Below are 18,912 nucleotides of genomic sequence, written 5' to 3'. Positions count from 1 at the left end.
CCCGGGTCGACCCGGGTCGGTGGTCCGATCGGCGGGACGAACCTCGTCGGCTGCACGTGATGTGACAGCCGTCACGCTACCGTCTGGCGGCGGGCGGGAACGGGAAAAACCGGGGATGCCGCTCCGGCGGCAGTGGATCAGGACAGGGCGCTGAGCCGTGCCTTCTCCAGCGCGCCGAGCGTGCGCATGATGGTGGCCTTCTGCTTCTCGAGGTCGCTGCGGCGGGCGCGCGCCGCCAGGCCGGTCTGCTCGGCGACGAGCGCGAGCTGCGCGTCGATCGCGGAGAGCTGGTCGAGCAGCGCGAGGGCGCGAGCCTGGATCTCGTCGACGTCGACGGCGTCGGTGCGCACGGGTGCGGGAGCGGGCTCGGAGGAGCTGCGGGACGACGAGGGGCGCGGCGACGAGGTGCGCGGCTTCGAGGCGCGGGCCGGGGCGTTCTCGGCGACCACGGCGGCGGCGCGCGGACGGAGGGCCTTGCGCACGAGCGCCGGATCGGGCTGCTCGGCGAGCCGAATGTCGTTGAGGGCGCGGCGGGCATCGCGCGCGGCGAGGCGGTGCTCGTACTCTTCCTCGTCGTCGGACTGGAGGGTTCCGCCGATCGGGCGCAGGCCGTACATGCCGACGAACTTGCGCGCTTCCTCGATGATGTCCTCGTGCTTGCGGCAGGTCGCGCAGCGCGGCTCGTTGCGGTACTCCTCGACGGCCTCGACGTCGCCGCACCATACGCAGGCACCGGGTGTCCACCGTCGTGCTGTCCGGATTGTCGCGGATTCGGTGGGGGCCTCGAGAGTCTGCGCGTCGATCACGAGGAGCCACCTTAAGTGAAAATCGGGCGGCCACGGCGCGTGGGACGGACGTGACCTGCGGGGACGGACGGGAAAGTGACGAAGATCATGCTAGCGGGGCGACGCCGGAAGGCAAAGTGTTGCGGCACAGCACTTTCCGTACCGGACGGTCTGCTGGCTTCCGTCGGGGGTCAGGTCGCGGTCGCCGCGGTGAGCCATTCCACGAGCGGACGGAAACGGCGCCAGGCGTCACGGACCTCGTCGAGCGTGCGGCCGCTGTCGAGCCACGGGGGCGACTGTTCGGTGCGTCCCGCGGTGAGCGCCTTGTGGCGCATCAGGTCGAGCCGCGGATGCTCCGGGTCGACCCCGCGCGGACGCGTCTTCAGTTGTGCGCCACCGATTTCGAAACCGTCGCGGCGAAGTTTCCGGACCAGTTTCTCGAGCTGGGTGCCGCGCCGTTCGTCGTCGACGGCCGCGCGGTACGCCTCGATCTGCGCACCGGATCCGGCGTAGAAGCCGCCGGCGACGACCAGACCCGCCGCGTCGACCTGCACGTAGTAGCCGACGCCCGGGGCGGTCTGCACGAAGCCGCCCTGGTGCGTCTTGTACGGCGTCTTGTCCTTGCTGAACCGGACATCGCGATAGGGCCGAAAGACCTTGCCGGCACCGAATTCCGGCTCCAGTTCGGCGAGCAGCGCAAGCATCGGGCCGCGCACGCAGTCGTCGTATACGGCCTTGTGCGCGGCCCAGAATGCCTTGCTGTTGTCGGCTTCGAGATCCTCGTAGAAGTCGAGTGCGGCGACGGGGAATCCAGTGAACACCCCGACAGTGTGCCCTGTGGAACGGGTTTCAGGCCACGCCGTTGAACAGCGACGTCACCGAGCCGTTCTCGAACACCTCGCGGATCGTCTGCGCCAGGAGCGGAGCGATCGACAGCACGGTGAGGGTCTCGAACTGCTTCTCCGGCGGGATCGGCAGCGTGTTGGTGACGATGACCTCCTTGGCACCGCACGCGGCGAGGCGCTCGGCGGCCGGGTCGGACAGCACACCGTGCGTCGCGGCGATGATGACGTCACCGGCGCCGGCCTCCTTGAGGACCCGCACCGCGCCGGCGATGGTGCCGCCGGTGTCGATCATGTCGTCGATCAGGATGCAGGTGCGGCCCTCGACCTCACCGACCACGCGATTGGACTTGACCTGGTTCGGCACCAGCGGATCGCGGGTCTTGTGGATGAACGCCAGCGGGGCACCACCGAGGGTGTCGGCCCACTTCTCGGCGACGCGGACGCGACCCGAGTCGGGGGAGACCACGGCGATGTTGTCGACGCCGTAGTGGCCGCGGATGTACTCCGCGAGCTGACCCTGCGCGTGCATGTGGTCGACCGGGCCGTCGAAGAAGCCCTGGATCTGGTCGGTGTGCAGGTCGACAGTGATGATGCGGTCGGCACCGGCGGTCTTGAGCAGGTCGGCGATCAGGCGAGCCGAGATGGGCTCGCGGCCGCGGTGCTTCTTGTCCTGACGGGCGTAGGGGTAGAACGGCAGGATCGCGGTGATGCGCTTGGCCGAACCACGCTTGAGCGCGTCGATCATGATGAGCTGCTCCATCACCCACTGGTTCAGCGGGAACGGATGGCTCTGCAGCACGAAGGCGTCGGAGCCACGCACCGACTCCTCGAACCGCACGAAGGTCTCGCCATTGGCGAAGTCACGCGCGGTCTGCGGCGTGACCTGGATGCCCAGTTCCTTCGAGACCTGCTCCGCCAGCTCGGGGTGTGCCCGGCCGGCGAAGAGCATCAGGTTCTTCTGATTGTCGATCCAATTGGTCACTGGTCCAGGCCGTCCTTTTGCGGTTCGTTCTCTTGCTGCTGCTGCGACGCCAACGATGCTGCCTCAGCGGCGGGGGTCCCGGCTCGATTTCGCTGGACCCATCCTTCAATATTGCGCTGTGGCGCACCCGACACTGCCAGCGCCCCCGGTGGAACGTTCCGCCGGAGCACCGTCCCGGCGCCCGTGTACGCGCCGTCGCCCACCGTCAGGGGGGCCACGAACATGGTGTCGGAACCGGTCCGCACGTGCGATCCGACGACGGTCCGGTACTTCTTGACCCCGTCGTAGTTCACGAACACGCTCGACGCGCCGATGTTGGAATGCTCACCGATCGTCGCGTCCCCGACATAGGTCAGGTGCGGCACCTTCGAATGCGCTCCGATCTGCGCGTTCTTCGTTTCGACGAACGTGCCGATCTTGCCTTCGGCGCCGAGTTCGCTGCCCGGTCGAAGGTACGCGAAGGGGCCGACGGACGCGTCCGCGCCGATCACCGAATCCGATCCGTGGGTCCGCACCACCGACGCTCCGGCACCGACCTGCACATCGGTCAGGGTGGTGTCCGGTCCGATCACCGCGTCCTCACCGATCGACGTGCGCCCGTGCAGTTGCACACCCGGGTGCAGTGTCACGTCCGGTGCGAGGGTGACGTCGACGTCGACCCACGTGGTCGCCGGGTCGATCACCGTCACACCCTCGCGCATCCAGTACTCGAGGGTGCGGCGGTTCAGTTCGGCCGCGAGCGCCGCGAGCTGCACGCGGTCGTTGGCTCCGGCGACGCTCACCGCGTCGTCGGTGTAGTGGGCGCGCACGGTCAGCCCCTCGCCGCGGGCGATCGACACGACGTCGGTCAGGTACAGCTCGCCTTGCGCATTGTCGGCGCTGAGCTTGCCGAGCGCCGAGCGCAGCGCGGCGACGTCGAACGCGTACACCCCGGCGTTCACCTCGGTGATCGCCAGCTGGGTCGGGGTCGCTTCCTTGTGCTCGATGATCGCGGTGACGTCGCCGTCGGTGGTGCGGAGGATCCGGCCGTAGCCGGTGGGGTCGGCCGCGGTCGTGGTGAGCACGGTGACGGCCGCAGCTTCGGGTTCGGCGTGCGTCTCCAGCAGGGCGCGCAGCGTGTCGCTGTCGAGCAGCGGGACGTCCGCGGCCGTGACGACGACGGTGCCGGCGAAGTCGTCGGGAAGGGTGGTCAGTGCGCACTCGACGGCGTGGCCCGTGCCGAGCTGCTCGTCCTGCACGGCGACGCGAACGTCTCCGTCGAGGTGGGCTGCGAGATCGGTGACGGCGGTGGAGATGCGTTCACGGTCGTGACCGACGACCACGACCAGGTGATCCGGGTCGAGCGCCGCCGCCGCGCGCACGGAATGCTCGAGCATGGTGCGGCCGCCGAGCGAATGCAGCACCTTGGGGGTCTTGGACCGCATCCTCGTACCCGCTCCGGCGGCCAGGACGACTATTGCGGTCTGCACTTGCATGAAGCTCCCTCGACGTTCGACATGCGTCATGGACGAGCGTGTGAGGGCCGGGTCGGCCCCCGTTCGCCTTGCTCCGCCGCCAGGACTCGAACCTGAACTATCTGAACCAAAATCAGAGGTGCTGCCGATTACACCACGGCGGATCGCCGCACGTCCGCGAAGTGAACCCCGGGGCGTGCGGTGTGATCCTCGCATGCCGATACGGTCGGCGTCGAACGCGGGGCGGAGACGAGGCGGTCCGCACGGCCCGCAGATTAGGCTCGGCTCCGGGGCCCAGCGTGCAAGCAGGTGTGGCGCCGGAAAGGAAACCGTCGTGTCGCGAACACCGCAACATCAATCGGAGCGGACCCCGCGTATCCGCATGACCGGAACGCAACGCCGCGAGCAGTTGATCGAGATCGGCCGGGCCCTGTTCGCCGAGCGCGGTTACGAGGGCACGTCCATCGAGGAGATCGCGCAGCGCGCCGCCGTGTCCAAGCCCGTCGTCTACGAACACTTCGGCGGGAAGGAAGGGCTCTACGCCGTGGTCGTGGACCGCGAGATGACCATCCTCATGTCGATGGTCACCGAGAGCCTGACGCGGAACCGGTCCCGCGTCCGCGTCGAACGGGCCGCGCTCGCGCTGCTCACCTACATCGAGGAACGCACCGACGGTTTCCGCATCCTGGTGCGCGACTCCCCGGTCGCCGCCGAGGAAGGCACCTACTCGAGCCTGCTCAACGAGGCGATGCGTCAGGTCGGCACCCTGCTCGCCGGCGACTTCGCCCGCCGCGGCCTGGACCCGGACCTTGCGCCGCTCTATGCGCAGGCCCTCGTCGGCATGGTCGCGACCACCGCGACCTGGTGGCTCGACGAACGCAGCCCGTCGAAGGAGGTCGTCGCGGCGCACCTGGTGAACCTGTGCTGGAACGGCCTGACCCGGCTCGAAGCCGATCCGACGCTCGGCGCCGATTGATACAGTCGAAAGTCCGCGAATACCGAGGTAGACGACACCGCGGTGGTACCGTTGCCCGGCCGATTCGTAGAAGCGACGGGATTGAGGTGACAGTGGTTTCCCGCACGTCGATTGCCTGTGCCGAGCGTGTCCGGGCCGAGCGCCCTGTTCCCGTTCGCCGGGGGCGCTGAGATGGCACGTCAGGTTCGCGCCGAGGCCACCCGGGAATCGGTGCTGCGCGGCGCCGCCGAGGTCTTCGTGCGGCTGGGATACGCGAACGCCAGCCTCAACGAGATCATCGACGAATCGGGCGTGACCAAGGGCGCGCTGTACTTCCACTTCGGCTCCAAGGAGGAGCTTGCCCGCGGCGTCATCGACGCCGGTTTCGCCCGCTCGGCGGAGGCCGGTCTCGCCAAGATCGACGAACGCACGCCGGCGCTGGAGACGATGATCGAGCTGTCGGTCCTGTCCGTCGACCTGTCGGTCTCCGACCCGGTGGTCCGTGCGATGTTCCGGCTCGTTCTCGAGATCGGCGACTATCGCGGCTCCGGCGACAACCTGTTCGAGATGTGGCTGGCCACGTTGCAGCAGCTGGCGCGCCGGGCGCAGGAGGAAGGCGACCTGTCCCCGGATTTCGATCCCGATGCGGCCGGTCTGATGGTGCTGCAGATGGTCGTCGGGGCGCGCACCGTCGCCGCCGGTCTCGGTCGCCGCGACCGGTCGATCGAACACATCGAGCTGATGTGGACGAACCTGCTGCCGTCGCTGGTTCCGGCGACGAAGGTCGAATACTTCCGGCAGTTCGCCGCGCGACGCCTGCGCGTCTGAGCCGCCCGCGGCTGCGCGTCTGAGCCGCCCGCGGCTGCGCGTCTGACGACGCCCCGGCGGGTTATCTGTATCCGTCGGTAACGGACTGTTACTGTGCCGTGAACTGCGCGCTGCGCCGGGGGCAGCGCGCAGTTCACCACACAGTGACAGGAACGTATCGATGCGAGTCTTGCGACAACTCGTGGCGACCGGCGCTGCTGCCGCGCTGGCCCTTACCCTCACCACGGCTGCCCTGACCACGGCGACCACCGCCGGCGCCGAGCCCGTCCAGGTCGACGACGTCTTCAACCCGTTCGTGGTGAGCACCTTCCGCGACGGGCAGATCGCGCATCCGGCGCAGTGGACGCCGCGCCCGGCCTCCACCGACCCGTGGTTCGACCCGCCCGCCCTCGGCGACGGGGACGTCCCCGGCACCCTGCTGCGGCACCGCCCGGTCACGGTGCAGGTGTACGGGGTACAGCCGGGCCACGTCACCGCTCATCAGCTGATGTACGTCACCACCGATTTCGACGGCTCGCGCACCGTCGCCACCGGCATCCTCATGCTCCCCGAGGACGGCACGCCGCCGCAGGACCGCAGACTCATCGGCTATTCCGAGGCCAACGACAGCCTCGGCCCGAACTGCATGCCGAGCACCCAGTGGACCGGTGGCAACCAGACCGATCCGTCGCTGTTCTCCGCGCTCGGACCCGTCGCGCAGATGTTCGGCCGCGGCTGGGCCGTGATGATGAGCGACACCGCCAACGACGGCGACACCGCACCCAACGGCTTCTCCATCGGCCGGTTCAGCGGACCCGCGACCCTCGACGGGCTGCGCGCAGCCATCGCGCTGCCCGACGCCGGGTTCGCGCCGGACGTCCCGGTCGGGATCTTCGGGATCGCCGGGGGTGGGGTGGCCGCCGGGTTCGCCGCGGAGATGGCGGGCACCTACGCGCCGGAACTCAATCTCGTCGGCACCGTGCTGCAGGCCATGGTCGTCGACAGCGCGACCTTCGAACGCACCGCGGACGGCGGTATCGGTTCGGGATTCGTGTTCGCCAACTCGCTCGGCTTCGCGGCGAAGTACCCGGAGATCGACCTCGACGCCGAACTCACCCCGCTCGGCCGGGCCGCCGCCGACCTGTTCCACAGCACCTGCCAGGGGCTGTATCTGATGTTCCCGTTCGTGCCGCTGTCCGCGCTGTTCACGCACGGGCGGCCCGCCGACAACCCGGCGTTCGCGCGGGCCTACGCCGAGAACGCGCTCGGCACCCGACCGAACGAGATCCCGACTGCGCCGGTGCTCGTCACCTCGTGCCGCGACGACTTCCTCGTCCCTTACGAGGACGTGGAGAACCTCGGCAACTTCTGGCGCGCGCACGGCGCCGATGTCGAATTCGATCCGTCGGTGTGCGGGATCGGCGACGTGCTGACCGACCCGGTCCGGGTGGGCGTCGAGTTGCTCGGCATGCAGAACGTCGACTGGTTCGATCGGCGCTTCGGGGAGGCCGGCCGATGAGACGTCTGCTCGCCACCGCTCTGACCGCCGTGACCCTCGCCGTCGGGGCCTCCGGAACAGCCACTGCCGCACCCGATCTCGACGCTGTCCTCGATCTCGACACCGTCCTCGACGTTCCCCGCAACAACCTCGACTCCGAGCACGGCGGGGGAGTCGCGACCGATCTGTCGGCCGACCCCGAGGTGCTGCGGCCGCTGCTCGACCGGGCCCGCGCCACCGGGGTCGACCCGGAACGCTACGCGGCCCTGCTGCACCAGTACTGGCTCGCCATGGCCGCCCGCAATGCCGGGATCGACCTGAATCGGTGGGATCCGCAGCTCGGGTTGGCGGCCAACGAGCAGAATCTGAAGAACACCTTCGCCTACTACCAGAAGCTGCAGCGCGAGCATCCCGACTTCCTGTGGACCGGACAGGGGGGCCTGGCCGGACCGTCCTTCGGTGCCGGCGTCATGGACGTCGACCTGGTCGGGGTGGTCATCGGCGTCCGGGAGCTGCGTGACGCCCTCGCCCAGGTCACCCGCACGCTCGACGACGCCGCAGCCCCCGCGGCGGCGGAGCTGCCCGAGGACCTGCGGGCGGTACTCGCCGTCGGGCACACCATCACCCCCGAGGACATCGCGGACTTCCAGGTCCGGGTCATCGCGATGAGCAAGCACATCTTCACCGACCTGCTGCCGCAGCACGAGGCATACCTGGCCGGTGGTCTCGACGCGATCGACGAGTTCCGCCGGGCGGGCATCATCGACGACCGCGCCGTCCGGGCCTGGCGCGATCTCGCGACCGGGGACCCGGAGCTGGTGGTGCGCGGCAACGCCGAACTGCTGCACCGCGAGCAGTACCAGTCGATCGCCGACCAGTGGGACGCCACCCGCGAGGCCCGCGGTCCCGTCGGCCGGGCGCTGACCTACCTGTCGACGTTCGGCGCCGACCCCGCGATCCCGGGCGTGCTACCGCCCCGGGAGGCGTTCCCGCTGACGCTGACCGCGGGCGATCCCGCCGTCGGCCCGCAGTGGCGCCTGCAGACACCGCTGCCCGCGTTCAACTGGTCGGACCGCGACGCCCGCTGGGAGTACATCACCACCCACATGCTGCCGAAGTACCGGTCGCTCGCCCAGGATCGGCCGGCCGAACTCGCGGTCGCCCTGAGCAAGCCGATGGATCAGCAGTTCCTGGAACAGCGGGCACTGAATCGGCTGGTGCCCATCCTGCGGTCGGCGGCCCGCACGACGCAGGTGCAGTACTACTGAACGCGCTCGCTCGTTGCAATCGGCGGCGCGGCCTGACAGCATCGCCGCCGTGACCTTCGGACCGTTCGATGCCGAGCATGCCCCCGCCGCGCTCGCCCGCGTCCTCGACGACCTCGGTGCGGACGCAGCGGTCACGATCACCGCCGTGCCGCCGCTGCTGACCGTCACCCAGGCGGCGGACGTGCTGGGTGCCTCCCGCGCCGAGGTGGCGCGCCTCGTCGACAGCGGGGCGCTGCCCGCCGAGTTCCACGGCCTGCACCGGCGGGTGGACCGCGCCGACGTCGTCGCACTGGCGCAGCGTCGCGCGACGATCCGCACCCAGGTCCTCGACAACCTCGCCGACCTGGCCCGCCGCGACGGCCTGTACGACGAATTCTGATCGGAAAGCAGGGGGAAGATGCCCGTACGGGTGGTGCTCGGTGCGTCGGTGCTCGCCGACGCGCGGATACGGGACGTCGTGCTCGCATTCGCGGAAGACGGTCTGTACCAACCGTATTGGAGCGACGGTGTCATCGCCGAAGTGGATCGCCGGCTGCCGGCGGAACTGCCGCGACCGGCCCGCGACTACCTGTTCGCCGAACTGGACCGGGCGTTCCCGGGCGCCCGCGTGACGTGGCCGACGACGGTGCTGCGGGAGGTGCCGTACGTCGTCGACCCGCGCGACACCCACCTGACGGCGGTCGCGCTGATCGCCCACGCCGACGCCGTCGTCACCACCGACCCGGCGATCGCCGCCGCGCTCGAACGCTCCGGAATCGAACCCTGGACCCCCGACGCGTTCGTCACGTTCGTCGTCGACGCCGACCCCGGCCGCGCGCGGGCCACGCTGCTGCGGATGGTGCGCAGACGCTGGCTCCCCGGCGCCGACGAGACCGACGACGCACTGCTGTCGCGCCTGGTGACCTGGGCGCGCCGTGCGCTGGGGGACAGCAGCGCCGACCTGCTCGCGTCCGCGGACTGAGGCACCCTGTCCGCGACGCATAGAATCGAAAAGTTCTCGTCGTACACCCAGGAGCGACTGTCACGTGTCTGCTGTGCCCGCCACCCCTCTGTCCGGACTGGCGCGGATCGCGCTGGCCGACGACCAATTGCAGCGGGTCGCCTCGCTCGCCGGCACCGCCGAGCAGGCCCTGGTCGCCCCGCCCGCGGCCCGCCCCTTCGTCGCCGCCGCGCTCGCGGAGAAGGCGCCGCTGCTGGTGGTCACCGCCACCGGTCGCGAAGCCGACGACCTGACCGCCGAACTCACCGAGATCCTCGGCGCAGCCGTCGCGCAGTTCCCGTCGTGGGAGACGCTGCCGCACGAGCGGCTGTCGCCGAGCGCGGACACCGTCGGCCGGCGGCTGCAGGTGCTGCGCCGCCTCGCCCGGCCCGACGACCGCGACTACGGCCCCGAACTGCGCGTCATCGTCGCGACCGTGCGGTCGCTGGTGCAGCCGATGGCGCCGGGGCTCGGCGAGATCGATCCGATCACCCTGCGGGTCGGTTCCGAACACGACTTCGACGAACTCGTCGAACGCCTCGTCGAACTGGCCTACACGCGCGTCGACATGGTCGGCAAGCGCGGCGAGTTCGCGGTGCGCGGCGGCATCCTGGACGTGTTCCCGCCGACCGCCGACCACCCGGTGCGCGTCGAGTTCTGGGGCGACGAGGTCACCGAGCTCCGCCCGTTCTCCGTCGCCGACCAGCGCTCGATCCCCGACGTCGAGGTCGCCACGCTCATCGCGCCGCCCTGCCGCGAACTGCTGCTGACCGAGGAGGTCAAGGAACGCGCGGCGCAGCTCGCGAAGGACAACCCGGCCGACGCGGCGCTCGTCGAGATGCTCGACAAGATGGCCGGCGGTGTTCCGGTCGAGGGCATGGAGGCGCTGCTGCCCGTGCTGCAGTCCGGTGAGCTGCAGCTGCTCACCGAGGTGCTGCCCGCCGGCACCCACGTCCTGCTCTGCGACCCGGAGAAGGTCCGCACCCGCGCCACCGACCTCGTGCGCACCGGCCAGGAGTTCCTGGAGGCGTCGTGGACGGCCGCGTCGATCGGTGGTGCCGCGCCGCTGGACACCGCGAACCTGACCGGCGCCGACGGCCGGAAGATGGATCTCGCGGCCTCGGCGTACCGGTCGCTGCGGCAGGTCCGGGAGGCCGCCGAAGCGCAGGGCGTGCCGTGGTGGACGCTGAGCCCGCTCGCCTCCGGCGCCGACACCGAGGTGGTTCTCGAGGTGCAGCCCGCGCCGGAGGTGCGCGGTTCCGAGGAACTGCTGTCGATGCTGTTCGTGAACCTGCGCGCGCACGTCACCACCGGTGGCCGCGCGGTGATCGTGGTCGCCGGTACCGGTACCGGGCTGCGCGTGCTCGAACGGTTGAAGGACAACGAGGTTCCCGCCGCGAAGCTCGAGCCGGGCGCCGAACCGGTCCGCGGCCAGGTCGGCGTGATCAAGGGCGCGTTGCACGAGGGCCTCGTGCTGGCCGGCAACGGCGACAACCAGGTGCCGGGGCTCGTCGTCGTCACCGAGGCGGACCTGACCGGCAACCGGGTCACCACCGCCGAAGGTCGCAAGACGCCGGTCAAGCGGCGCAACCAGGTCGATCCGCTGGCGTTGACCGCCGGCGACTACGTGGTGCACGACCAGCACGGCATCGGCCGGTTCGTCGAGATGGTCGAACGGACCGTGGGCGGTGCGCGCCGCGAGTACCTCGTCATCGAGTACGCGGCGAGCAAGCGTGGCCAGCCCGGCGACCGGTTGTTCGTGCCGATGGAGTCGCTCGATCAGCTCTCCCGGTACGTCGGCGGTGAACTGCCCGCGATCAGCAAGCTCGGCGGCTCCGACTGGGCCAACACGAAACGCAAGGCGCGCAAGGCGGTTCGCGAGATCGCGGGGGAGCTGGTGCGCCTGTACGCGGCGCGGCAGGCGTCGCCCGGTCACGCCTTCGGCCCGGACACCCCGTGGCAGAAGGAGATGGAGGACGCGTTCCCCTTCACCGAGACCCAGGACCAGCTCACCGTCATCTCCGAGGTGAAGGCCGACATGGAGAAGCCGGTGCCGATGGACCGCGTCGTCATCGGCGACGTCGGCTACGGCAAGACCGAGATCGCGGTGCGCGCCGCGTTCAAGGCCGTGCAGGACGGCAAGCAGGTCGCGGTGCTGGTGCCCACGACCCTGCTCGCGCAGCAGCACCTGCAGACCTTCACCGAGCGGATGGCCGCGTTCCCCGTCACCGTCAAGGGCCTGAGCCGATTCACCGATCCGGCCGAGTCCCGCGAGATCGTCGCGGGCATGGCCGACGGCGAGGTCGACATCGTGGTCGGCACCCATCGGCTGCTGCAGACGGGAATCCGTTGGAAGGACCTCGGTCTCGTGATCGTCGACGAGGAACAGCGCTTCGGTGTCGAACACAAGGAACACATCAAGGCGCTGCGCACGCACGTCGACGTACTGACCATGTCGGCGACCCCGATCCCGCGCACCCTGGAGATGAGCATGGCCGGCATCCGCGAGATGTCGACGATCCTCACCCCGCCCGAGGAGCGGCACCCGATCCTCACCTACGTGGGCGCGTACTCGGACAAGCAGGTCGCCGCCGCGATCCGTCGCGAGCTGCTGCGCGACGGCCAGGTGTTCTACGTCCACAACCGGGTCAGCTCGATCGACAAGGCCGCCAAGAAGATTCGTGACCTCGTCCCCGAGGCCCGGGTGGTCGTCGCGCACGGCCAGATGAACGAGGACACCCTCGAGAAGACCGTGCAGGGCTTCTGGGAACGCGAATTCGACGTGCTGGTGTGCACCACGATCGTCGAGACCGGCCTGGACATCTCCAACGCCAATACGCTCATCGTCGAACGGGCCGACTCGCTCGGTCTGTCGCAGCTGCATCAGCTGCGCGGTCGCGTCGGCCGGTCCCGCGAACGCGGCTACGCGTACTTCCTGTACCCGCCGGAGAAGCCGCTCACCGAAACCGCGTACGACCGGCTCGCAACCATCTCGCAGAACTCCGACCTCGGCGCCGGCATGGCCGTCGCCATGAAGGACCTCGAAATCCGCGGCGCCGGAAACGTTCTCGGAGCCGAACAGTCCGGTCACGTCGCCGGCGTCGGCTTCGACCTGTACGTGCGCCTGGTCGGCGAGGCCGTCGAGGCGTACCGCGCGGCGGCCGACGGCACCCCCATCACCACCGAGGAGGCGCCCAAGGAGGTACGGGTCGACCTGCCCGTCGACGCGCACATCCCCGCCGACTACGTCACCTCCGACCGGCTGCGCCTCGAGGCCTACCGCAAGCTCGCCGCCGCACAGGACGACGCGGCGATCGCCGCCGTCGTCGAGGAACTCGTCGACCGGTACGGCCCGCTGCCCGAAGAGGTCGGCCGGCTCGTGTCCGTCGCGAAGCTGCGGCTGCTGTGCCGCGAATACGGGCTCGAGGAGGTCGCGGTCGTCGGCACCCAGCTCAAGATCTCCCCGATGGAACTCCCCGACTCGAAGCAGATGCGGCTCAAGCGGATCTTCCCGGCCGCCCAGTACCGCGCGACCAGCGGCATCGTGCAACTGCCGCTGCCGCGCACCGGCGGGGTCGGCTCCGACCGGGTCCGCGACGTCGAGCTGCTCCAGTACATCGCGGACTTCCTGCTGGCCATGGACGGCAAGGCGCAGGGGTCGGTGGACGTGCGGGTCGCGGCGGGGGCGAACGCGTGAGCGTCGTCCTCCTCGACCCGCGCCGGCCCGGGGTCGTGCCCGCGGCCGCGGTGAGCCTGCTGCGCGGGCCGGTCGAGTACGGCGACGAGGTCCCCGACGAGATGCGCGCTGCGCTCGGTCTCGACCACGAACCGGGAGCCGACGTACTCGTGGCCCTCGACGCCGGCAGCGACGCCGTGGCGGCACGGACCGCGCGCGGGGAGACCGTGGTCGCGGCGGACCCGGTGCCCGGCGACCGGTTGCTCGAGGCGGTCGACGTCATGGACCGGCTGTGGGGGTTCGGCGGCTGGGAGGTCACCCAGACCCACGACTCGCTGCGGCGCTACCTGCTCGAGGAAACCTACGAGCTTCTCGACGCCATCGACGAGGACGACCGGGCCGGGCTGCGGGAGGAACTCGGCGACCTGCTGCTGCAGGTGCTGTTCCACTCGCGGATCGCCCAGGAGTCGCCGACCGACCCGTTCGACGTCGACGACGTCGCCGGCACCCTCGTCACCAAGCTGTCGCAGCGGAGCCCGCACCTGACCAACGGTCACACCGGCCCGCTCGACGTCGCCGAGCAGGAAGCGGCGTGGCAGGCGGCCAAGGCGGCGGAGAAGGCCCGGGAGTCGTGCCTCGACGGCATCGCGATGGCGCAGCCGGCGCTGGCGCTGGCGGAGAAGGTGATCGAACGGGCATACGCGGCTGGAGTACCGAAGGATCTGGTACCTGCAGAGGTGACGCTCGTGCATCTGGACAGTGCAGGCGGCGCCGAGCAGAGACTGCGCAGCGCGGTGCTGGCGTTCGCTGACCGCATACGCGCCGTCGAGAGCGCGGCTGCACGGGATCGTGGGGGCAGGGGCCCCATGTCTACACAGGAATGGCGGGATTACTGGCTCTAGAGTCGACACCGATCCGCCTGGACGGCTGTCTTCTCGTCGCCATGCCATGATCAGCAGTCCTGGCGAAACCACTCCACGGTCTTCGTCAGGCCGATCTCGAGACCGGTCCGCGGCTCCCATCCGATTGCGGCGCGGGTGCGGGCCACGTCGGCAAGCAGTGTGCGTTCGAACGGTCTGTCGTCCAGGACCCCGAAGCGTGGTGCAGCCGGCCCATCGATCATCTGCGCGATTCGCTCGACGACGCTGCGCACGGATACAAGTTGTCCGGATCCGATGTCGAGGGATTCGCCGACCGTCTCGGACGAGTGGGCGGTCTCGGACGAGTCGGCGAACATGACGAAGGCGTCGACCACGTCGTCGACGTAGACCCAATCGACCTCCCGGCCGCCACTGCTCAGAGCGGGGGATTCGCCGCGCAGCAGGGACTGAGTCACGTAGGGCACGAGCTTGGTCCCGTCCTGCTGCCCGGGCCCGTAGACCATGGAGATGCGAAAGGTGAACGTCGGGAGACCGAACCGCGCGCTGAAGGTACGCGCGTAGGTGGATGCGGCTACCTTCGCGGCAGCATAGGGGGATGCAGGTACAGGATCGGGGTCACGGGGTGGGGGCTCTTCGGCGGAACCGGCCAGCACCACAAGAGGACGATCCACCTCGCATGCGGCAGTGAGCAGATTGACCGTCGTCAGCAGATTGGCCCGGAAGGTCGGCAGGACCGCACCCAAATCGCGGCTCCCGGTCACGTAGCTAGCCAGGTGGAACACCATCTCGGGCCGGACGGTGCGCAGGAGTTGCCGCGTCGCCTCGTGATCCGTCAGATCGGTCGTCCACCAGCGGACACCGTCCGTCGCGTTCCGGCGTGTCCGCGAGACGGCATGAACCTCCGGGCCGGAATCTGCGAGCCTCCGGCACAGGTGGGAACCGATGAATCCCGATCCACCGGTGACCAGTACCCGGTTCACACCCATCGGTCGGTGCAACCTCCCGCTCGAATGCAATCGAACCTCGAACGCAATAGAACCAAGTGTGGGCGAATCACCATGGGGTGCGGAAGAACATGGAAATATTCGTAGGAAGTTCTCCCGCGTGGTCAGAGCGCCGTCGGCCCTGCAGTCGGCGGCGCGGATGTCGTTTGCCGCGACGACGAAGCGACGCTCGGCGGCGACGGTCACCGAAGGATGTTTCCGCACCGGCGATTCGCATGATGGGTGTCGCAACCACGCTTCAGGTGCGATGCTTGTTTGCGCAGTGGATCCGGACGCGCCGCAGGGGGCGTGGATCCGCACAACTCACGGATTGGGTGTGCGGCAATCGCGGCAACAGCGATTGCGATGGCGTACGCAATCGGGGAGGAGCGACGACGATGACCTGTTCCGAGACGGGCGCCGCTGCCCGACCGTTGCGCGTCGGAGACGTGGTCGAGGTTCGCAGCGCCGAAGAGATCCTGAAGACACTCGACGAGCACGGGGAGACGGAGAACCTGCCGTTCATGCCGGAGATGCTCCAATTCTGTGGCCGGCGGATGACCGTACACAAGGTGGCACACAAACTGTGCGACACCATCAACCGGAGTGGCATTCATCGGATGGAGAATGCGGTGCATCTGACGGGTGCGCGTTGTGACGGCTCCTCCCACGGTGGCTGCCAAACCGCCTGCTCACTGTACTGGAAGGAGGCCTGGCTCAAACGTGTCGAACCCGGAACGACCCCACCGGCGTCCGATGGCCGCGTCGCTCTTCCTCTGTTGGAGATCAACACCCGCAAGGATCCGGGTCCGAACGGCGAGGTCCGCTACTCCTGTCAGGCAACCGAACTGATGCGGGCCGCGCCGAGTTGTCTGCCGTTCCGCGATCTTCGCCAGTACGTGACCGACGTACGGACCGGCAACGTCGGGGCACTCGCATCGTTGCGGGCATTCCTGATCGCTCTGTTCAATCGAGTGCAGGGGTACAGCAAGCGCGTGCTGCCACGGAAACTGTGGATCCGTGGCGGTCTGCCGTGGGGGTTCGTCGAGGGCCGGGCAGGTGCACGGACCCCGACCGAGCATCTCGGTCTGCAGCCGGGCGAACTGGTCCGGATCAAGTCCAAGGAACAGATCAAGGACACTCTCAACGAGAGCCGGCTCAATCGGGGCATGGGATTCGAGGAGGAGATGGCCAGATACTGTGGTCGCACCGCCCGGGTGAAAGCCCGCGTCACCAAGTGCCTGGACGAGAGAACCGGCGAGCTGTTGACGATGAAGAACCCTTGTATCGTGCTGGAAGACATTGTCTGCGCGGGGGTGTACAACGCCAACTGTCCACGTGAGTTCGTACCGTTCTGGCGTGAGATCTGGCTCGAGCGTGTCTGACCGTGGTTGACGAGGAGGTAGCGCCCGAAGGATCGACTGCCGACCAGGTCGGAAGCATCGGTCGTAAGGCGGGCCGCGGTCTCAAGTGGAGTCTGCTCGGCAACTTCTTCCTCAAGCTGGGCTCGTTCGGCATCGGCCTCATCCTGGCTCGACTACTGACTCCGGACGATTTCGGCGTGTATGCGCTGGCGTTGGCGGTCACGGCGCTGCTCATGCACGTCAACGACTTCGGAATGATCGCGGCAGGTGTGCAGTGGCGCGGCAGGTTCGAAGAGATGGCGCCGACCGGATCCGCGATCGCGCTCGTCTTCAGTCTCCTCGGCTACGGCGTGGTCTGGATACTGGCGCCGACATTCGCCTCGCTTGCAAGCACTCCCGAGGCTGCACCGGTGGTGCGGCTGCTGGCGGTCGTCATCATCGTCGACGGCGTCACCGCGATGCGCGTGTCCGCTCTGCAGCGCCGGTTCGAGCAGGATCGGTTGACGATCGCGATCATGGCCGGCTGGGTGGCCAATGCGGCGTTGGCTGTGCCCCTCGCCTTCGCCGGAGCCGGAGCGTACAGCTTTGCCGGTGGCCAGGTGTTCGGGGCCGTTGTTACAGGTGTGGTCGTGTTCAAGGCGGGACACCTCCCCGTGAGGTTCGCCTTCGACAGAGCGATCGCGGTGAAGCTGCTCACGTTCGGTGTTCCGCTGGCAGCCAGCCTCGGCGTCGAATCCGTACTGCTGAACGCCGACTACATCATCATCGGCAACGCGCTTGGGCCTGCGGCTGTCGGCTATTACCTGCTGGCATTCAACATTTCCAGCTGGGTACCCGGATTGATCGGGACTGCTGTCCGCGTCGTATCCATCGCCGGATTCTCGCGCCTGGCAGAGCGCGATGCGGATGTGCTCGAGGAAGGCGTGCGCCGCTCGGTTCCACTGCTCGTGACGGCAATTCTGCCGATCGCTGTCGTGATGGCGACATTGGCGACGCCGTTGATCGACTTTCTGTACGGCGATCAGTGGGGTCCGTCCGCGGCGGTGCTGCGCATCCTTACCATCCTCATGATCGTCCGCATGCTGACCTCGTTCGCATTCGACATCCTGACCTCGCTGGGTGCCACCAAGGCGACGGTTTGGGTGAATCTCGGCTGGGCCGTGGCCCTGCTTCCTGCACTCTGGGTCGGAACCCGGTGGGGTGGAATCCAGGGGGCAGCGGTGGCACACGGCATCTGCGCGATCATGGTGGCGCTTCCCCTGGCGATCCTCGCTCTCCATCGTCACCGGATCAGCCTGGTACCCGCGTTGCCCGGACTCGTTCGGCCCGCGGTCGGCGCGGTGCTGTCGGCGACGGTGATCCTCCTGATCGAACCGTTGATCGATGCGGGATCGTTCGTGCAGCTTTCGCTTGCCGGGGGAGCAGGTTGCTGCGTTTTCGTACTTGTCGTGGTCCCCTTCGACGAGATCCGGCGCCTTCCGTCGAGGTTGTGGGCCCGAAATGCGAGTCGTCGAGGAGGTCGGTGATGGCAACCGCCGATACCTTGGTCTCGGTGGGACTTCCGGTCCGCAACGGAGCCGACCGGATACAGAACGTGGTGGAGTCCGTGCTCGGTCAAGATCACGAAAACCTGGAACTGGTGATCGGCGACAACGCCTCCACCGATGGCACCGAGGAGTTGTGCCGCGATCTCGCCGCGCAGGACAAACGAATCGTCTATCACCGCAATCCTGTGAACACGGGTTTGCTGAACAACTTCGTCGGTGTCATGCGGTTGTCGAGAGGAACCTTCTTCCGGTGGGTCGGTGACGACGACTGGTTGGCACCGACCAATGTGTCCCGCAGCCTCGAGGCATTCGCGGCAGACGAGCGGTCGATTCTGGTGACGACGCAGCTGGAATATGCGGCTTCCGACGGCTCCGTACAAACGGCCGAGTTCCGCGGCGATTCACTTGCTTCCGAGGATCCGGTCACGCGGTTTGCCGAAATGTTACGCCTGCTCAACGAAAGTCACTTGTTGATCGACCCCCTGTACGGGCTCTTCCGGCGCGCGGTTGTCGCTGAAATCGACCGGCGCAACATGATGCGCGAAGACGAGGTGTTTGCCACGAAGCTCGCGCTCGCCGGGCCGTGGGGACATGTACCCGAGGTGCTCGGACGGCGTCACTGGGAAGCGGAGAGCGTCTCCGCTCTCGTTCGGAAGCTGGACTTGCCTCCATGGCACGCGTGGTTCGTGACGACGCTGCAGTGCAGGGAGATCTTGCACTGGCTTGTGGGGTGTGACCTCAGCCCCGCCGAACGCAGGCGGGCGCAACTCGAGGTGGCGCGAATGTACGCACGGCGCCAGAAGATCATTGTGGCGCGGCGCGGGCGAAGACTCGCGCGCATGGCCGGCATCCGTGTTCGGGCAACTGCGTACTGATTCACGAACGAGC

Annotated in this window: 16 protein-coding genes and 1 tRNA gene; 11 read left to right on the top strand and 6 right to left on the bottom strand. The window is 68.5% G+C overall.

The genetic code is table 11. The annotated features are described in order from the left end of the window. Positions 1–137: 137 nt before the first annotated feature. The 5 genes from ACWDTS_RS01720 to ACWDTS_RS01700 form a co-directional block, all read right to left on the bottom strand. Positions 138–806 (bottom strand): hypothetical protein, encoded by a 669-nt coding sequence (locus tag ACWDTS_RS01720; protein WP_450117448.1) that lies wholly within the window; start codon positions 804–806, stop codon positions 138–140. A 170-nt stretch (positions 807–976) separates the two neighbouring features. Further along, positions 977–1,606 (bottom strand): DUF2461 domain-containing protein, encoded by a 630-nt coding sequence (locus tag ACWDTS_RS01715; protein ID WP_450117447.1) that lies wholly within the window; start codon positions 1,604–1,606, stop codon positions 977–979. 28 nt (positions 1,607–1,634) lie between these two features. Then, positions 1,635–2,612 (bottom strand): ribose-phosphate diphosphokinase, encoded by a 978-nt coding sequence (locus ACWDTS_RS01710; RefSeq protein WP_197253035.1) that lies wholly within the window; start codon positions 2,610–2,612, stop codon positions 1,635–1,637. Beyond that, a complete protein-coding gene (gene glmU, locus ACWDTS_RS01705; RefSeq protein ID WP_248674944.1) occupies positions 2,609–4,087 on the bottom strand; it encodes a bifunctional UDP-N-acetylglucosamine diphosphorylase/glucosamine-1-phosphate N-acetyltransferase GlmU in 1,479 nt (492 codons plus the stop codon). The genes ACWDTS_RS01710 and glmU overlap by 4 nt, the downstream gene beginning before the upstream one ends. Before the next feature lie 71 nt (positions 4,088–4,158). Then, positions 4,159–4,230 (bottom strand) — tRNA-Gln (locus tag ACWDTS_RS01700). Positions 4,231–4,448: 218 nt separating this feature from the next. On the opposite strand from ACWDTS_RS01700, the gene ACWDTS_RS01695 reads away from it, so the two are divergent. From ACWDTS_RS01695 to ACWDTS_RS01660, 8 genes are all read left to right on the top strand, one after another. Next, the gene (locus ACWDTS_RS01695; protein WP_197253033.1) at positions 4,449–5,042 is read left to right on the top strand and encodes a TetR/AcrR family transcriptional regulator; all 594 of its coding nucleotides are present in this window, start codon (positions 4,449–4,451) and stop codon (positions 5,040–5,042) included. 171 nt (positions 5,043–5,213) lie between these two features. After that, positions 5,214–5,849, top strand: coding sequence for a ScbR family autoregulator-binding transcription factor (locus tag ACWDTS_RS01690; protein WP_450117446.1), 636 nt, complete (start codon positions 5,214–5,216; stop codon positions 5,847–5,849). Between the two features lie 160 nt (positions 5,850–6,009). Then, positions 6,010–7,347 carry a lipase family protein gene (locus ACWDTS_RS01685; protein ID WP_450117445.1) on the top strand — a complete coding sequence of 446 codons (1,338 nt, stop codon included), beginning with the start codon at positions 6,010–6,012 and terminating at the stop codon, positions 7,345–7,347. Further along, a complete protein-coding gene (locus tag ACWDTS_RS01680; protein WP_450117444.1) occupies positions 7,344–8,594 on the top strand; it encodes a Tat pathway signal protein in 1,251 nt (416 codons plus the stop codon). Before ACWDTS_RS01685 ends, ACWDTS_RS01680 begins: the two co-directional genes overlap by 4 nt. A gap of 49 nt (positions 8,595–8,643) precedes the next feature. Further along, positions 8,644–8,973, top strand: coding sequence for a helix-turn-helix domain-containing protein (locus ACWDTS_RS01675; protein ID WP_197253030.1), 330 nt, complete (start codon positions 8,644–8,646; stop codon positions 8,971–8,973). Positions 8,974–8,991: 18 nt separating this feature from the next. Then, positions 8,992–9,555, top strand: coding sequence for a PIN domain-containing protein (locus ACWDTS_RS01670; RefSeq protein ID WP_450108270.1), 564 nt, complete (start codon positions 8,992–8,994; stop codon positions 9,553–9,555). Between the two features lie 64 nt (positions 9,556–9,619). Next, a complete protein-coding gene (mfd, locus tag ACWDTS_RS01665) occupies positions 9,620–13,270 on the top strand; it encodes a transcription-repair coupling factor (RefSeq protein ID WP_450117443.1) in 3,651 nt (1,216 codons plus the stop codon). Next, on the top strand, positions 13,267–14,151 hold the full coding sequence (locus ACWDTS_RS01660) for a MazG family protein (RefSeq protein WP_450117442.1): 885 nt from the start codon (positions 13,267–13,269) through the stop codon (positions 14,149–14,151). Before mfd ends, ACWDTS_RS01660 begins: the two co-directional genes overlap by 4 nt. Before the next feature lie 50 nt (positions 14,152–14,201). Here the strand turns inward: ACWDTS_RS01660 and ACWDTS_RS01655 are convergent, their stop codons facing one another. Further along, positions 14,202–15,116 carry an NAD-dependent epimerase/dehydratase family protein gene (locus ACWDTS_RS01655; RefSeq protein WP_450117441.1) on the bottom strand — a complete coding sequence of 305 codons (915 nt, stop codon included), beginning with the start codon at positions 15,114–15,116 and terminating at the stop codon, positions 14,202–14,204. A gap of 332 nt (positions 15,117–15,448) precedes the next feature. Here ACWDTS_RS01655 and ACWDTS_RS01650 point away from each other — a divergent pair, with 332 nt between their 5' ends. The 3 genes from ACWDTS_RS01650 to ACWDTS_RS01640 are packed head-to-tail and all read left to right on the top strand — an operon-like array spanning position 15,449 to position 18,899. Then, positions 15,449–16,498 carry a hypothetical protein gene (locus ACWDTS_RS01650; RefSeq protein WP_450117440.1) on the top strand — a complete coding sequence of 350 codons (1,050 nt, stop codon included), beginning with the start codon at positions 15,449–15,451 and terminating at the stop codon, positions 16,496–16,498. A 2-nt stretch (positions 16,499–16,500) separates the two neighbouring features. Next, positions 16,501–18,003, top strand: a complete 1,503-nt coding sequence (locus ACWDTS_RS01645) for an oligosaccharide flippase family protein (RefSeq protein ID WP_450117439.1) — start codon at positions 16,501–16,503, stop codon at positions 18,001–18,003. Beyond that, positions 18,003–18,899: a glycosyltransferase family 2 protein gene (locus tag ACWDTS_RS01640; protein WP_450117438.1), complete on the top strand. Its 897-nt coding sequence runs from the start codon at positions 18,003–18,005 to the stop codon at positions 18,897–18,899. Before ACWDTS_RS01645 ends, ACWDTS_RS01640 begins: the two co-directional genes overlap by 1 nt. Positions 18,900–18,912 lie beyond the last annotated feature (13 nt).

It is taken from the genome of Rhodococcus sp. NPDC003383 (genome assembly GCF_053589115.1).
Note: the sequence above shows the minus strand (reverse complement) of the source record. Positions and strands in the feature narration are given on the sequence as shown.

Bases quoted from the DNA above. Each gene is read 5' to 3' on its own strand.
- ACWDTS_RS01640 (WP_450117438.1), top strand. From the start codon at position 18,003: ATGGCAACCGCCGATACCTTGGTCTCGGTGGGACTTCCGGTCCGCAAC.
- ACWDTS_RS01690 (WP_450117446.1), top strand. From the start codon at position 5,214: ATGGCACGTCAGGTTCGCGCCGAGGCCACCCGGGAATCGGTGCTGCGC.
- ACWDTS_RS01680 (WP_450117444.1), top strand. From the start codon at position 7,344: ATGAGACGTCTGCTCGCCACCGCTCTGACCGCCGTGACCCTCGCCGTC.
- glmU (WP_248674944.1), bottom strand. From the start codon at position 4,087: ATGCAAGTGCAGACCGCAATAGTCGTCCTGGCCGCCGGAGCGGGTACG.
- ACWDTS_RS01695 (WP_197253033.1), top strand. From the start codon at position 4,449: ATGACCGGAACGCAACGCCGCGAGCAGTTGATCGAGATCGGCCGGGCC.
- ACWDTS_RS01670 (WP_450108270.1), top strand. From the start codon at position 8,992: ATGCCCGTACGGGTGGTGCTCGGTGCGTCGGTGCTCGCCGACGCGCGG.
- ACWDTS_RS01655 (WP_450117441.1), bottom strand. From the start codon at position 15,116: ATGGGTGTGAACCGGGTACTGGTCACCGGTGGATCGGGATTCATCGGT.
- ACWDTS_RS01685 (WP_450117445.1), top strand. From the start codon at position 6,010: ATGCGAGTCTTGCGACAACTCGTGGCGACCGGCGCTGCTGCCGCGCTG.